The sequence below is a fragment of the Anabaena sphaerica FACHB-251 genome (assembly GCF_014696825.1).
Lineage (GTDB): Bacteria > Cyanobacteriota > Cyanobacteriia > Cyanobacteriales > Nostocaceae > RDYJ01.
The window spans coordinates 30580-45657 of the sequence record NZ_JACJQU010000029.1 but is presented as its reverse complement, the minus strand read 5'-3'; the positions used below and the strand labels follow the sequence as shown (position 1 = coordinate 45657).

At 39.5% G+C, this 15078-nt stretch carries 9 protein-coding genes and 1 rRNA gene; 7 read left to right on the top strand and 3 right to left on the bottom strand.

Annotation, left to right across the window (positions count from 1 at the left end):
• Window positions 1–97, top strand: a 5S ribosomal RNA gene (gene rrf, locus H6G06_RS28185); the annotation flags it as partial.
• Window positions 98–171: 74 nt separating this feature from the next.
• On the opposite strand, the gene H6G06_RS25610 is transcribed toward rrf, so the two are convergent.
• Entirely contained in the window at window positions 172–954 is a 783-nt protein-coding gene (locus H6G06_RS25610) for an ABC transporter permease (protein WP_190564882.1), read from the bottom strand.
• Between the two features lie 221 nt (window positions 955–1175).
• On the opposite strand from H6G06_RS25610, the gene H6G06_RS25605 reads away from it, so the two are divergent.
• Both H6G06_RS25605 and H6G06_RS25600 read left to right on the top strand, forming a co-directional pair.
• Window positions 1176–1799 (top strand): exopolysaccharide biosynthesis protein, encoded by a 624-nt coding sequence (locus H6G06_RS25605; protein WP_190564881.1) that lies wholly within the window; start codon window positions 1176–1178, stop codon window positions 1797–1799.
• Between the two features lie 120 nt (window positions 1800–1919).
• A complete protein-coding gene (locus tag H6G06_RS25600) occupies window positions 1920–3644 on the top strand; it encodes an ABC transporter ATP-binding protein (protein WP_190564880.1) in 1725 nt (574 codons plus the stop codon).
• A 38-nt stretch (window positions 3645–3682) separates the two neighbouring features.
• Here H6G06_RS25600 and H6G06_RS25595 read toward each other — a convergent pair whose 3' ends face one another.
• On the bottom strand, window positions 3683–3847 hold the full coding sequence (locus H6G06_RS25595) for a serine dehydratase (protein ID WP_190564879.1): 165 nt from the start codon (window positions 3845–3847) through the stop codon (window positions 3683–3685).
• 282 nt (window positions 3848–4129) lie between these two features.
• Here H6G06_RS25595 and H6G06_RS25590 point away from each other — a divergent pair, with 282 nt between their 5' ends.
• Window positions 4130–9526 carry a PAS domain S-box protein gene (locus tag H6G06_RS25590; RefSeq protein ID WP_190564878.1) on the top strand — a complete coding sequence of 1799 codons (5397 nt, stop codon included), beginning with the start codon at window positions 4130–4132 and terminating at the stop codon, window positions 9524–9526.
• Between the two features lie 31 nt (window positions 9527–9557).
• Here the strand turns inward: H6G06_RS25590 and H6G06_RS25585 are convergent, their stop codons facing one another.
• Window positions 9558–10511: a diguanylate cyclase gene (locus H6G06_RS25585; protein ID WP_190564877.1), complete on the bottom strand. Its 954-nt coding sequence runs from the start codon at window positions 10509–10511 to the stop codon at window positions 9558–9560.
• 544 nt (window positions 10512–11055) lie between these two features.
• Between H6G06_RS25585 and H6G06_RS25580 the strand changes: the two genes are divergently transcribed.
• The 3 genes from H6G06_RS25580 to H6G06_RS25570 all read left to right on the top strand — a co-directional run bounded on the left by H6G06_RS25580 (window position 11056) and on the right by H6G06_RS25570 (window position 14994).
• A complete protein-coding gene (locus tag H6G06_RS25580) occupies window positions 11056–11946 on the top strand; it encodes an ABC transporter permease (RefSeq protein ID WP_190564876.1) in 891 nt (296 codons plus the stop codon).
• Window positions 11947–12224: 278 nt separating this feature from the next.
• Window positions 12225–13298: a class II fructose-bisphosphate aldolase gene (fba, locus tag H6G06_RS25575; protein WP_190564875.1), complete on the top strand. Its 1074-nt coding sequence runs from the start codon at window positions 12225–12227 to the stop codon at window positions 13296–13298.
• Window positions 13299–13827: 529 nt separating this feature from the next.
• Window positions 13828–14994: a glycosyltransferase family 4 protein gene (locus H6G06_RS25570; protein ID WP_190564874.1), complete on the top strand. Its 1167-nt coding sequence runs from the start codon at window positions 13828–13830 to the stop codon at window positions 14992–14994.
• Window positions 14995–15078 lie beyond the last annotated feature (84 nt).

Genomic DNA, 15078 nt, shown 5'->3' with positions numbered 1-15078 from the left:
GAACCACACTGATCCCTTCCCGAACTCAGAGGTGAAACGCCGCTGCGGCAACGATAGTCTGGGGGTTGCCCCACGCCAAAATAGCTCGATGCCAGGTTTATATTTCAGATCATAAAACCCCTCTTATTAAAAAAAGAGGGGTTTTTGATAATTGATACTTGGTCTTGGTAACTAACTTGAAGCACTGGTATAAAACCGTAACGCAAACCGCCAAAACCACGTAGAAACGAAAAATAAAACTACAGCTAAAAATACTGCACCTATTAACCAAGTTAACTTACTTTGACCTAACATCGCTTGGGCAGGAACTGTAGTTAAAAAAGCTACGGGAACTACGAAAGTGAAGAAAACTCGATAAGCAGCAGGATAAGCTACAATCGGATATCTGCCAGCTTCTAGTAATCCTCTTAGTACCTCAGTGACATTGTATATTTTCACGAACCATATACTAGTTGCTCCTAGCATAAACCAGAGACTGTAAAGAATCACCAAGCCGCAACCTAAAGGAAATATACTCGCTAAATAGTCATCTATTCCTAAGCCAAGGCGTTTACCTGCATAGCCAATAATGATACAGGCAAAGATCAAATCTGGTAATCCCCAAGGTGATAGGGTATGAGTTGAAAGCCAAAATTGACTGCGGATAGGTTTTAATAGTACAAAGTCTAACGTACCTTCTTGAACATGACGGACAATGCGATTTAAGTTGGGAGCTAGGAATGTGGCTGAAAAACCTTGCAGGAGGGTGAAAATTCCCAAAACTACTAAAGCTGCGTCCCATGACCAGCCGGGAAAGGTGTAACCTGTGCGGTAAAATAGGAATAAGCCAAAAATACTACCGACAAGATTCCCTAAACTGCTTAGGGTAGCTATGATAAAGTTGAGACGATATTCCATCTCTGCGGAAATAGCAGCACTCCAAAAAAGCTTTATTACTTTCAGGTATCTTGGCATTTTCTTCGTTTAACCCTCTATCAACAGAATATAAAATAACTTTATCTAAACTTAATACTATTTTTTATTCTTACCAATTGCATAACGTTAAGATGTTGGATGCAACTTCTTGGGAAAGTCTGATTTTATGCACGTTGATTTACGGCAACTCTGCATTTAATCAAAGACAATAAGGTGAATAAAGGTTAAAATCTCTTTTTTAGTAATTAGAAAACTGATCTATGGCTAAACTGTCTAATGAATTACAACGCTATTTTTTTGAAGAAGAAAGACAGGAAAAAGTAACTTTGGCGGATATTTTGTTACTAGCTCAAGAAAGAATTTTTGGCTTTTTGCTGGTGATTTTGTCTTTACCTTCTGCTTTACCAGTGCCGGCACCTGGTTACTCAACGCCTTTTGGTGTGCTGATTTTTCTGTTAGCAGTACAGTTAGTTGCCGGTGCAAAAACTCCTTGGTTGCCTCCTAAAATGATGAATCATCAGATTCAACTCTCCACAGTTCGGGGGTTTATGAAAGCTGGACTGCCTTGGTTGCGAAGAATTGAAGCGATCGCTCGTCCCCGTTTATCCTATATTTGTACCACATTACCAGGTAGAATCACCATTGGCAGCGCGATCGCTCTCATGGCAATTTCTATGATGATTCCCATCCCTGGAACTAATACTTTACCAGCAATGGGCATTTTCGTTACTGCCTTTGGCTTGTCAGAGGATGATGGTGCTATTAGTTTAGGCGGTTTAGTTCTGTGTTTGATGGGGGGAATTTTAACTACTTCTATTTTGTTAGCTTTGGCCTGGGGTGGTTCTAGTCTGCTGGATGTGATTAAGACTTGGTTAGGACGGTAAGGACTGGGGAGATAGGGAGGTGAATAACCTGATGACTCATTAACCATTACCAATTACCAAATTTAACCAAAAACTGGTAGCGTCAAACAAAGGAAAAATATTTTTTGTGGAAGTTGCGACTTGAAAACACGTTCTAATTATTGGTTACTTGTACCCTATCTCCGCAACCAGTGGGAAACCATCGCTAAGGGATTTGTCGGTATTGTAGGATATGTGCTGGCTACCTTAACGCTGATTAATTTGGCGGGTAAATTGGCGGTTCCCTTTGGACAGGGTAATGTGGTGGCGATCGCTCAATTAACGGGAATCTGTGCTTTAGTATTTCTTGTGCGGGGCTTTTTCCAGTCCATGCAAGATTTATACATGGCACGCGCAGCTTTAAGAGTCGCCTTTCATCTTCGTCAACAGGTTTACGCACACTTGCAAAAACTCAATCTCAGCTATTTTGAAACCGCAAAAGCTGGTGATTTATCTTATCGTCTCACCGAAGATGTTGACAGAGTTGGGGAAGTTGTCAATAAGGTTTTTCATGATTTTGTTCCCTGCGTTTTGCAGTTGGTCGCAATTCCCATTTACATGATTTACTTGAATTGGCAACTCACCCTGGCTACAGTGATTGTAGCGCCAATCATGGGAATTCTAATTGGTTGGTTTGGGGAACGTTTACGCAAATATTCCCTCAAAAGTCAAAACCGCATTTCCGATTTATCGGCTATCTTAACGGAAGTTTTCAGTGGTATTCGTTTAATCCAAGCTTTTGCAGCGGAAAACTACGAAATTGCTAGATTTAGCCATGAAGCAGAACGCAGTTTGAGAGCTAAATATTCAGCCGAAAAATTAAAAGCAATTCAAATTCCCATTGTGGGATTTTTAGAAGCTTTAAGTGCTTTATCTTTGCTCATGGTAGGAACTTGGCAAATTTCCCAAAACAATTTAACTGTAGGAGCTTTTTTTAGTTATTTAGCAGCAGCAGCTTTGTTAATTGATCCTATCGGACATACTACCAATAACTATAACGAATTTAAACAAGGTGAGGCTTCAGTTGACAGAGTATTTGAGTTGTTAGCTATTCAACCAACAGTATTAGAAAACCCAATTGCAATCACTCTTCCATCTGTAAATGGTAAAGTCGAATATCGTGATGTTACCTTCTCTTATAAACCCGGTGAACTGGTATTAAATAATATTAGTTTATTAGTAATGCCAGGGCAAGCGATCGCTCTTGTTGGTGCTTCCGGTGCTGGTAAAACTACTTTTGTGAATCTGTTACCCCGATTTTATGATCCTGAAACTGGGGAGATTTTCATAGATGATGTAAATATTCGAGATGTGACATTAAATAGTTTAAGAAAAAAAATTGGTATAGTTCCCCAAGAAACAATTATGTTTTCGGGAACTATTGCCCAAAATATTGCTTTTGGACAAGATACTTTTGATATGAATGCAGTTGAAGAAGCTGCCAAAATTGCTAATGCTCATCAATTTATTATGCAACTACCAGAAGGTTATCAGACTTGGGTAGGTGAACGTGGTGTAAATTTATCAGGAGGACAAAGACAGAGAATAGCGATCGCTCGTGCTGTACTGCTCAACCCGCAGATTTTGATACTTGATGAAGCGACATCGGCGTTAGATTCTGAGTCAGAAGCTTTGGTACAGGAGGCTTTAGAAAGATTGATGGTAAATCGCACAGTGTTAATTATTGCTCACAGGTTATCGACAGTGAGAAAGTGCGATCGCATTTTGGTGTTGGAAAAGGGACAAATTGTCGAATCAGGAAATCATGAAGAATTGTTAGCTTTGGAAGGGAGATATGCGCGTTTTCATGCCCAACAATTTTCTTAATGTGTTTATATGCGGAAACGCAATTTAGGTTAACCTACTTATATGACGCTCTCAGAAAAAGCTGCTAAATAGTTAGCTGCTTCTTCCAGAGTTTGAATCAAATCTTCTAAAGTATAAATACTTTCACTTAGGGTGCTAGTTTCACTTACAAAAGCAGAAAATTGTGGGGAATTTTGGGCAAAAATACGATTAATCAACTGCATGGAACTATTTCCTGGCTGGCTTATTATAGTTACATTCGCTTATTTTTATCAGTAGGAAAGTGATGAAGATAAGGTAAAGCTGTGATTTTCAGTAAGTTTAACTATGATATGAGGAGGTAGTAGCCAGTGATTTTGTTTATATTGCTGAGTGATTAAAGCCTGATCAGAGATATGATCAGCATCACTATTGATGCTAAAAAACGGAAAATCCCCTATTGATAACTTGTCTGGTGTGCTAGAGCAATATTTGGGCAAAAATAAACTCAAGCTCTGGGTTCATTTATGAAATCTGCAAATTCTTCACTAAATCACCACACTAATATATGTATTCAGCATCACTATGCTGTCGTCAGTCCAAATGCCTCCCTACTGGAAGCCGTACAGATGATGAGTCAAGTTGGGGATAATACCTCTAGTGTAAATCCCCTTCGCAGTAGTTGCGTTTTAGTATTAGATAACCAGCAACTAGTTGGGTTATTAACAGAACGAGATTTAGTGAAACTAGCAGCACAACAGCGCAGTTTAAGAGAGACTAAAGTTTGTGAAGTGATGACACGGGAGTTGATTACCTGTCAAGAATGGGAAGCGCGAGAACCGATGAGATTGATCCAATTGCTACGACAGCATAGGATTCGTCATTTACCAGTTCTCAACGAACAGGATCAACCTGTAGGTTTAGTAACACAGTCCAGCATTTGCAGTGTGCTAGAACCAGTAGATTTACTCAAGTTTCGCTATGTTAGAGAGGTAATGGCAGAAAATGTGATTCATGCTCCTCCTACGGCAACGGTGCTTGAGTTAGTACAGCTAATGGACTCTCATCATGTTAGTTGTATAGTAATTGGTGATGAAGTTAAACCCGGAAAAATCCTACCGATGGGGATTGTCACAGAACGGGATATTGTTCAATTCCAAACTCTGGAGATGAACTTGAGCGAATTACCAGCGCAACAGGTAATGAGTTACCCCCTATTTTTAGTCAATCCTGATGATTCACTTTGGGAAACTTATCAAGTAATACAGCAGCAGAATATCCGACGATTTGTAGTTGCTAACAACCAAGGCTATCTGGCAGGGATTTTGACTCAGACGAACATTTTACAAGCTGTAGATATCAAAGGACTGCACCAAATTATTGCAACATTACAACAGCAGGTAGAGAAGTTAGAAAATGAAAAACTCAATTTACTCAAACACCTCAATCGTGATCTCACAGAACAGGTAAGCGATCGCAATACCAAGCTACAAACCCAGGATCAACGCAATCAACTTTTAACCGCTGTCGCTTTTCGCATTCGTGCTTCTTTGAGTTTAGAAACAATTCTGCAAACAACTGTCACAGAAGTACGCCAACTATTAGAGGTTGAGCGTGTAATTATTTATCGCTTTTACCCTGACTGGGGTGGACAGGTAACAGTCGAATCAGTAGAAACACCCCAATGGTCGATTTTAGGCAGGATAATTAAAGATGAGTGCTTCGAGCAGAATTGGCTAGACTCTTATCACAACAAATCTTCTCAAGCTATTGCCGATATTCATCAAGTCGGCTTGAGTGCTTGTCACATTGAATTTTTAACACAGTTTCAAATCAAAGCCAATTTAGTAGTACCAATTTCAGTAGATGATTCACTGTGGGGATTGCTGATTGCTCATAGCTGTACAGATGTACGTCAGTGGCAACCCGATGAGGTAGAGTTTTTAGAACACTTATCAATACAAGTAGCCAACGCTATTCAACAAGCCACTTTACTCGAACAAGTCCAGAGAGCCAATACAGAACTGGAAGCGAAGGTAGCAGAACGAACTACAGAACTGCAAGTGGCCAATCAACGTTTACAACAAGAGTTAGTCCGCGCTCAACAAGCAGAAGCTGCACTGAGAGAAAGAGAAGCAGCAGTGCGGAGCTTTTATGATTCTGCACCGATGATGATGGGTGTGGTGGAATTACTAGATGATGATATGTTGCATTTATCTGATAATTCTACAACTGCTCGGTTTTTCGGCACCACTCCAGAGGCAATGCATAATCAACTTGCCAGTCAAATGGGCGCACCTATTGAGCATATTCGTACTTGGATCAGACACTATGGGGAAAGTCAACGCACAGGTCAACCAGTTCGGTTTGAATATCAGCACATTATAGATGGAAAGGTGAAATGGTTATCTGCTACTGTTTGTTACATTGGCCTGGCCGATAGCGATCGCCCCCGTTTTTCCTATGTTGTCGATGATGTCAGCGAGCGCAAAGCGGTAGAAGCTGAGAAAGTTTACCTCTCCAATTTACTAGAAGCCAGCCTCAATGAAATTTATGTATTTGACGCTGAAACATTCCGATTTAAGTACGTTAACCAAGGCGCACTGCAAAATTTAGGCTACTCTTTAGAACAGATGCAGGATATGACACCTCTGGATATTAAACCAGAGTTGACAGCAGACCAATTTCAATCTTTAATTGCGCCCTTGCTATCAGGCCAAGAAAAAATTATCCAGTTTCAAAGCATTCATCAACGTGTTGATAACAGCCGCTATCCCTCAGAAGTTCACCTGCAACTGATGGAACAGTCGGAAAAAAGGGTATTTTTAGCTGTCATTCTGGATATTACACAGCGTCAGCAAGCTGAAAAACAAGTCAAATTCCAAGCCCAGTTGTTGGCACAAGTGAGCGATGCTGTCGTAGCAGTTGATATTACCCATCGTGTCATTCATTGGAATACCGCAGCGGAGAAACAGTATGGCATCAAAGCACAACAAGCACTGGGCAAGCCGCTAAGTGAATGTTACCAATACCGTTGGCTCAAACCGAAAGATGAAGCAAAATCCAATGAAGCCCTAGCCACAGCAGGCTTTTGGCAAGGGGAGAATATTCATCGTCAACTCAATGGGAAAGAGATATTTGTCGAATCATCAGTGAGCATCCTTGAAGATGAACAGGGCAATAATATGGGAATGCTGGCGCTAATTCGAGATATTAGCGAAAGGGTGCGGCTTGAAGCCGAACGTAAACAAGTAGAAGCTGCACTCCAAAAAAGTGAGGAACAGTATCGACGCATTGTGGAAACAACCACTGAAGGAATTTGGATGCTGGATGTAGAAGGCAAAACCAGCTTTGTAAACGCCAAAATGTCAGCAATGCTGGGCTATTCAGTGGAAGAAATGCTGGGAAAACCTTTATTTGCCTTTATGGGCATAGCGGAACAGAAAATTGCCCAAACATACTTAGAACGTCGCAATCAAGGTATTGAAGAGCAGCACGATTTCAAATTTCGCCGTCAAGATGGCTCCGACTTGTGGACAATAGTTTCTACTACACCGATTGTCGATGCTACAGGAAGATATCTAGGCGCATTAGCGATGCTGACAGACATTACTGGTCGCAAACAAATAGAATCAGCCTTAAAAGATAGCGAAGAACGATGGCAACTAGCTTTGCGTGGTAGTAATGATGGTATTTGGGATTGGAATCTGCAAACCAACGAAGTTTTCTTATCTGACCGCTGGAAGGAAATGCGCGGTTTTCAACCCCATGAATTGAGTAACTCTATCGAGCAGTGGACTAGCCGCATTCATCCAGAGGATATAGAAAAAGTCAGGAATAAACTTGACGATCACCTCAGCCGAAAAACACCATTTTTCAGCAGCGAGTACCGTGTGCAGCGCCAAGACGGCAGCTATATATGGATTCTGAACAGGGGGCAAGCACTGTGGGATGAAACAGGTAAAATTTTGCGGATGGTTGGTTTAGAAAGTGATATTAGCTATCGCAAACAAGCAGAAGCTGCACTCAGAGAAAGTGAGCAACGCTATAGAGTTTTAGTCACTCATGCACCAGTTGGTATTTTTCAAGCTGACGAACAAGGTAACTGCTTGTATATCAATCCCCGGTGGTCAGAATTAACCGGAATTTCCCTCCCAGAAGCTCTGGGTAAAGGATGGGTGCAAGCAGTTCATCCCGACGACAGAGAAAACATTTTTACTGAATGGAATAACTTCACCCAAGCAGGGCATTACTTCTCGATGGAATACCGTTTCTGCAAGCCTGATGGAGAGGTAATTTGGGTATCTGGTCAAGCGGTAGCCATATACAATGAAGCAGATGAAATTATTTCTTACTTTGTTACTGTGATGGACATCACGGCTCGCAAACACGCTGAAAAAGAACTGAGGCTGAAAAATTTGGCGCTAGAGGAAGCGAAACGGCAAGCCGAAACTGCTAACCAAGCTAAAAGCGAATTTCTTGCTAATATGAGTCACGAAATTCGCACACCTATGAATGCCATTTTGGGTTTTGCGGATTTATTGCAATCTGAGGCTACAGCACCTCACATAGCATCTTATGTTCAAGCTATTGCCTCTAGTGGTAGAACTCTACTGGCACTAATTAATGATATTCTTGATCTGTCTAAAATTGAATCAGGTAAGCTAGAACTTCACTATGAACCTGTTGATTTACAAGGACTAATTCGAGAGATTCTACAAATATTTAGCCCATATGCAAGTGATAAAAATTTAATCCTGCACTCAACCATTGAGGACACAGTACCTCAATCTATTTACATTGATGAGGTCCGGTTGCGGCAGATCCTTTTTAACGTTGTCGGTAATGCTTTGAAATTCACCGACAAAGGATACATTCAAATATCTATCCGCGCCCATCTTTATTTTATAAACACAGAAGAAAAAGTTTGGTTAGAAATTGCTGTTGAAGATACAGGTATTGGCATTGCCCGTGAGCAGCAACAAAGCATTTTTGAGGCATTTGTCCAGAGTTCAGGACAAAGCAATCGTAAATATGGCGGTACAGGTTTAGGACTGGCAATCACTAAGCGATTAATGAATATGATGGATGGAATAATAACACTCCAAAGTGAATTGGAAAGAGGCAGTATTTTCACTTTTGTTTTTCCAGCAGTTTCACCTGCGAATGGGTTGAAAGAAATAGTTCCTGAATCCGCCCAAGATGATGATTTAAACCAGTTTGCCCCCAGCACAATTTTAGTTGTAGATGATGTGGCATCAAATCGGGAATTAATCAAGGCATATTTTCATAAAACTCATCACTTGGTAATGCTTGTAGAAGATGGACAACAAGCGATTAATTTGGCTCAATTACACTATCCCGATTTGATTCTGCTGGATCTGAGAATGCCCCGCATGGATGGAAAAGAAACGGCACAGCATCTCAAAGAAGATGAAAAAACCAAAAATATCCCTATCGTGATTCTCACGGCTTCATCTCAAGCTCAAGAGCAATATGAACTTGAGCAAATCTGTCAGGGGTTTTTATCTAAACCTATTAGCTGTATCGAACTTGTGCAAGAATTAAGAAAACATCTACAGACTGTGATTACTGTTGAAAACTCAAATCAATTAGATAGCTGTAACACCAATATTGAGCTTCAGCAATTCTTAAATATTCCGATTAATTTACCAGACTTATTAATAAAGTTAGAGGAGGAAGAAGAAAAGGTATGGACTAGTTTACGTAAAACTTTCAAAATGCGGGAGCTAAAACAGTTTATTCTGCGTCTAAAGGCATGGGGAAAAGAGTATCAGTGTCAGTTCTTGGTGGATTATGCGGATTCTCTGCAAACTAAATTGGATGCTTTTGATATGGAGCAGCTACCTTTGATAATTGAGCAGTTTCCATCTGTGCGACAAGCAATAGAAGCTCTAATTTAAGGTAATAATTCAGGAGTCAGGAGTTTATAATTTAATAATTATTATTAGCAATTACCCGGTTGCGTCCTTGGTTTTTCGCTTGATAAAGTGCCTGATCGGCTCGTTGAATGATAGCATCAATAGTCTTATCTCCCAAACTATAACTTGCTACACCTATACTGACCGTAATTGAGACTTGTTGACCTTCAACAGCAATGGATTCATTATTAATATTTTCTCGAATGCGTTCAGCTACTATTACACCTTCATCGATATCTGTTTCTGGTAGTAATACAACAAATTCTTCACCTCCAAATCTACCAAAACAATCTGGTTGACGTAAATGATTGAGGACTGTTTTTGTCATGAATATAATTACTTCATCTCCTATATTATGTCCATAAGTATCATTGATTTTTTTAAAATGGTCAATATCCATTAAGAGTACAGCAAAGGAAAAATTATATCGCTGACTACGCTTGATTTCTTGTTCGGCTATCATTAAAAGATAACGACGGTTCCAAACTCCAGTTAATGGATCAGTGTTAGCTAATTTTTCTAATTGTTCGACTAATTCCTTTTGTTCTTCCAACAATTTTTTCAATTTCTGCCGCGAATATTTCAACTCTAAATGCATTCTTACACGAGCAAGAAGTTCCGCAGTATGAAACGGTTTTGTGACGTAATCAACTGCTCCTTTTTCAAAGGCTTGAAGTAAATGCTCTTGCTCTTGACTAGCAGAAAGAAAAATAATGGGAATATCTGCTAATTCTGGATTAGATTGGATTTTTTCACATACCTCTAAGCCATTTATTTCTGGCATCATCAAATCCAATAAAATTAAGTCTGGACGAGCAGATTGGACACGTTCTAAAGCTTGATATCCATTAGAAACTAAAGTGATTTCATAGCCGACTTTATCTAAAATGTTGGCAATCACTTGGAGATTTAATTTAACATCATCTACGACTAAAATTAAGCAATCTTCAGGTCGAAATAGTGTCATATAGCTATCCTAAATCATTTATAAACAAATCTTCTTAATGTTCCTTACTTCCACAAGTCAGTTTAGAAATCAAATAGTTATATCATGTCTGATTGTGCGCGTCTATGTCTACAGAAAGATAGACTTATCATATCTGTTAGGAGTGGTAATCACTGTTTGGTAATAGGGAAAAAGCCATTAGCAACAAAAGAAAACTTATCATAGCTAATTAGTTAGACTTAATATTAAAGATAATTTATACTACTCTGGAAATCAAATTTGCACATGATGGTAAATTCATCTATGGGACTCCTATTTGATTTTTGATAGCTTGCGTGGCGTAGCCATACAAACTCAGTACACCTTATATTCCTTCTTTTCTGTTCCCTGTTAAGAGTTCCCTGTTCCCTACCTCTACGAGTAAATTCAGGAATCAAACCGGATTCCTATATCTACTACGACTAAAAAATCATATTTCTGGTAATATACTAGCTAAGGCTCAGGAAGTGGCAGTTTAAACACTCAGGTATTGCAGGCTGTCTGGCCTACCCATTACCTAGAGTTTATGAATAATCTGAACTTCTTCTCTGATTATCTCGTTGCCAGTTTCCATCTAGCTGTACCCCTAGCTTATGCTGCTTTGGGAGGATTATATTCTGAACGGTCAGGAGTGCTAAATATTGCTTTAGAAGGAATGTTGATCACAGGTGCTTTAACCAGTGCTGTAATCAGCTTTTACTCTGGTAATCCTTGGTTGGGTATATTAGCCACCTTAATTGTTGGGGGGATGGTGGGACTACTGCACGCTTTTTTGTGTCTGACTTTGTGTGTTAATCAGTTAGTCTCTGGTTTAGCTATTAATCTTGTCGCATCGGGAATGACATCATTTTTGGCGCGGTTAGTATTTTCAAGTAACAGTACACAAAGATTACCAGAAATTAAACCGATCATTATTCCCGGTTTGGCTAATATTCCTCTGATTGGAAATCTTTTATTTCAGCAAGATATTTTATTTTATCTACTATTTTTAGTGTTTTTATTAACTACATATATATTGTTCAACACCAGCTTTGGTCTAACCTTGCGGGCTGTGGGAGAATATCCCCAAGCAGCGGATACAGCCGGAATATCAGTAGAAGGGGTGCGTTACTTTGCTGTCATTATTAGTGGCTGTCTTGCTGGTTTAGGGGGAGCGTATCTCAGCTTAGTACAAGTAAGATTTTTTGCGGAAGGGATGAGTGCTGGTAAAGGATTTATTGCCATTGCAGCTTTAATATTTGGTAGATGGCATCCCCAAGGTACGGCCTTAGCCTGCCTGTTATTTGGTGCAACAGAAGCTTTGCAACTAAGAATACAAGCCTTGGGTGCAAATATTCCTTATCAATTTTTGTTAATGCTACCTTATGCGATCGCTATTTTGGCATTAGTGACTCAGAAGTTAGGAGTCAGGAGTTAGGAGGCAGGAAGTAGGGGAGGTAGAGGAAGATTAATAAACCAATGCCCAATGCTTCTTGCATCCCCGGATACCAAACCAACACCGTTGACAGTAGCCAGCATGACAACAGTACATGAAAACTATAGATTACCTTGATAGAGTAAGACCGCAAAGTTTTTAAACATAAACACCCCATACTAGATATAATTTCCTATAAGTTGAAAAAACTCTTAAGATTAGCGTAAATCTTACGCCTGTCTGAAACTGACTAGCTGATACCCAAATTAGGAGGATTATATATGGCGCTTGTACCAATGCGGTTGCTTTTGGATCACGCTGCTGAAAACGGTTACGGCATCCCAGCTTTTAACGTTAACAACTTAGAGCAGATTCAAGCAATCATGAAAGCGGCGGCTGACACAGATAGCCCCGTAATTTTACAAGCTTCTCGCGGCGCTCGTAATTATGCAGGGGAAAACTTCTTGCGCCACCTGATTTTGGCAGCGGTAGAAACCTATCCTCAGATTCCCATTGTCATGCACCAAGATCATGGTAATGCTCCTTCTACCTGCTATTCAGCTATTAAGAACAACTTCACCAGCGTGATGATGGATGGTTCTTTGGAAGCTGACGCTAAAACCCCAGCAAGCTTTGAGTATAACGTTAAAGTTACCAGCGAAGTCGTGAACGTAGCTCATTCTTTGGGTGTCAGCGTTGAAGGTGAACTGGGTTGCTTGGGTTCTTTAGAAACAGGTGCTGGTGAAGCTGAAGATGGTCACGGTTTTGAAGGTACACTAGACCATTCTCAACTGTTAACTGACCCCGATGAAGCTGTTAACTTCGTAGAAGCAACTCAAGTAGACGCTTTGGCTGTTGCTATCGGTACTAGCCACGGTGCTTACAAGTTTACCCGTAAGCCTACTGGTGAAATTTTGGCTATCAGCCGCATTGAAGAAATTCACCGCCGTCTACCTAACACCCACTTGGTAATGCACGGTTCTTCTTCTGTACCCGAAGATTTGATTGCACTGATTAACCAATTTGGTGGTGCTATTCCTGAAACCTACGGTGTACCTGTAGAAGAAATTCAAAAAGGCATCAAGAGTGGTGTGCGTAAGGTAAATATCGACACTGACAACCGTTTGGCTATTACTGCGGCTGTTCGTGAAGCTTTGGCAGCTAATCCCAAGGAATTCGATCCTCGTCACTTCCTCAAGCCTTCTATTAAGTATATGCAAAAAGTTTGTGCTGACCGTTATGAGCAGTTTGGCACTGCTGGTAATGCAAGCAAAATTAAGCAAGTTTCTTTAGAAGATTTTGCTGCTAAGTATGCTAAGGGTGAATTGGTAATGAGAGCAGCTGCTAAAGTTTAATCTTTGTCAGCAATAAATAGGGTATAGCAATGCTATACCTCTACATAAATAAACCGGGTGGCGTTAAAGTTTCCCGGTTTTTGTTTTGATAGAAATATAGCAGGTGACAGGTGATATCATGTGCGCCTGAACAGTGACCATAAAAGTGACGACGCTACAAATTTTATATCGTAACTAATTACCCGGACATGATATGACAGGATGGAAAGCTGATATCAAATACCACGCAACCACGCTTTGATACTTGATGCTTAATAAAAATTCTCAATTAAAAATTTATACTTAACGCTCTCTCATCTATTTAAATATACTGACAAAATCGGTTATACTCAGCATAAATCGGTGGTGTTTATGGCAATCAGATGTAAAAATTTGATAAATTTTACGTAATGAGTAATTTTAAAGACACATTATATACCACAATAAATTATCACAGCGTGTCCATGAGTTTAAAGACTATCATAGTTTTTGCCTGTTCCCTGTTCCCTGCTATATTTTTGATAATATATAAGTGAGAGAAGAGTTAGCCATGACTAAAGTTATACTTACAGGGTTTTCTCATATAATTAATCACAATGCTCCTAAATTTTCAAAATATGAATTAATTCGTCCCAAAGAATTCCCTTTTGGCAGATTTCCCTTAAAAAAATTTTGGTATCCCCTCTCCAGTTTAGCAGCATGGCAACCTGTGAACAAGTCTAAAATTATTCACTCATTTAATGCTATTCCCTACACCACAAAACCTTTTATAGTTTCCTATGAAATATTTCTCCCTCATATTATGTCCTCTGATGCTGGTTATTCTGTGGAGAAATTAAGAAAATTTTTGAGAGACAGACTAGTTTTAGATAATTGTATTCGCTTATTAGCATCATCTAATTTCGCTAGAAAAAAATTTATTCTCAAAAATGCAGGTTGGGAAAAATTAGATCAAGTTCTGCAAAAAACCGAAGTAATTCCACCTAATACAATATTAAAGGTTTCCCAACCAAAAACTTATACGGATACAGGAACTTTAAACTTAATGTTTGTAGGAAATCATATCGCTCGTAAAGGAGGAATTGTAGCTTTAAGAGTTGCTAAAAAAGCTAAATTATTAGGACTACCTGTAATTATTCATATTGCATCTAGTCTGAGTATTGGTAGGGGGATACCTACTGACTGTCCAGATATTTCTCACTATGACAACGACTTAAAATTGTTGGAGTTAGATAATGTCCGGTTTTATAATCAGCTACCAAATCAAGAGGTAATCAACCTGTTAGCACAAAGTGATTTTCAAATATTAGCAACTTTACAAGATGCCTATGCTTTTAGTATTATTGAAGGATGCTCTGTCGCCACTCCAGCCATAGCAACGCCAATTTTTGCTATCCCTGAATGGATTAGAGATGGAGATAATGGATATTTACTGAAATTGGAGTTAGATAATACAGGAGAATGGAAATGGAGACAAGCTCTTTGTAGTTACAGTGTTAGTGTGGATGAACATTGGGAAATTCTCGACAAAACCTATGAAAATCTAGCGGAACAAATCATTACTAGATTGGGAGAATTTATCGAGCGCAGGGATCGAAAAGAACATTATGAGCAGCTTAGTTATGGGGCTTTAGCTCAAGGGAAAATTCACGATTCTAAACGAGTGAGTGAGTTAATAGATAGTATTTACTCGGAAGCAATTTTAAGCCAAAGTTAAGGTAATTTTTGTTCTGGGTCTGAATTAAAATGGGTTCGGTTTCTCGTTCAATTAGTGAAATTGTCATCAGCTAAACCCAAGTTT

Bases quoted from the DNA above. Each gene is read 5' to 3' on its own strand.
- H6G06_RS25610 (WP_190564882.1), bottom strand. From the start codon at position 954: ATGCCAAGATACCTGAAAGTAATAAAGCTTTTTTGGAGTGCTGCTATT.
- H6G06_RS25605 (WP_190564881.1), top strand. From the start codon at position 1,176: ATGGCTAAACTGTCTAATGAATTACAACGCTATTTTTTTGAAGAAGAA.
- H6G06_RS25595 (WP_190564879.1), bottom strand. From the start codon at position 3,847: ATGCAGTTGATTAATCGTATTTTTGCCCAAAATTCCCCACAATTTTCT.
- H6G06_RS25590 (WP_190564878.1), top strand. From the start codon at position 4,130: ATGAAATCTGCAAATTCTTCACTAAATCACCACACTAATATATGTATT.
- H6G06_RS25585 (WP_190564877.1), bottom strand. From the start codon at position 10,511: ATGACACTATTTCGACCTGAAGATTGCTTAATTTTAGTCGTAGATGAT.
- H6G06_RS25580 (WP_190564876.1), top strand. From the start codon at position 11,056: ATGAATAATCTGAACTTCTTCTCTGATTATCTCGTTGCCAGTTTCCAT.
- fba (WP_190564875.1), top strand. From the start codon at position 12,225: ATGGCGCTTGTACCAATGCGGTTGCTTTTGGATCACGCTGCTGAAAAC.
- H6G06_RS25570 (WP_190564874.1), top strand. From the start codon at position 13,828: ATGACTAAAGTTATACTTACAGGGTTTTCTCATATAATTAATCACAAT.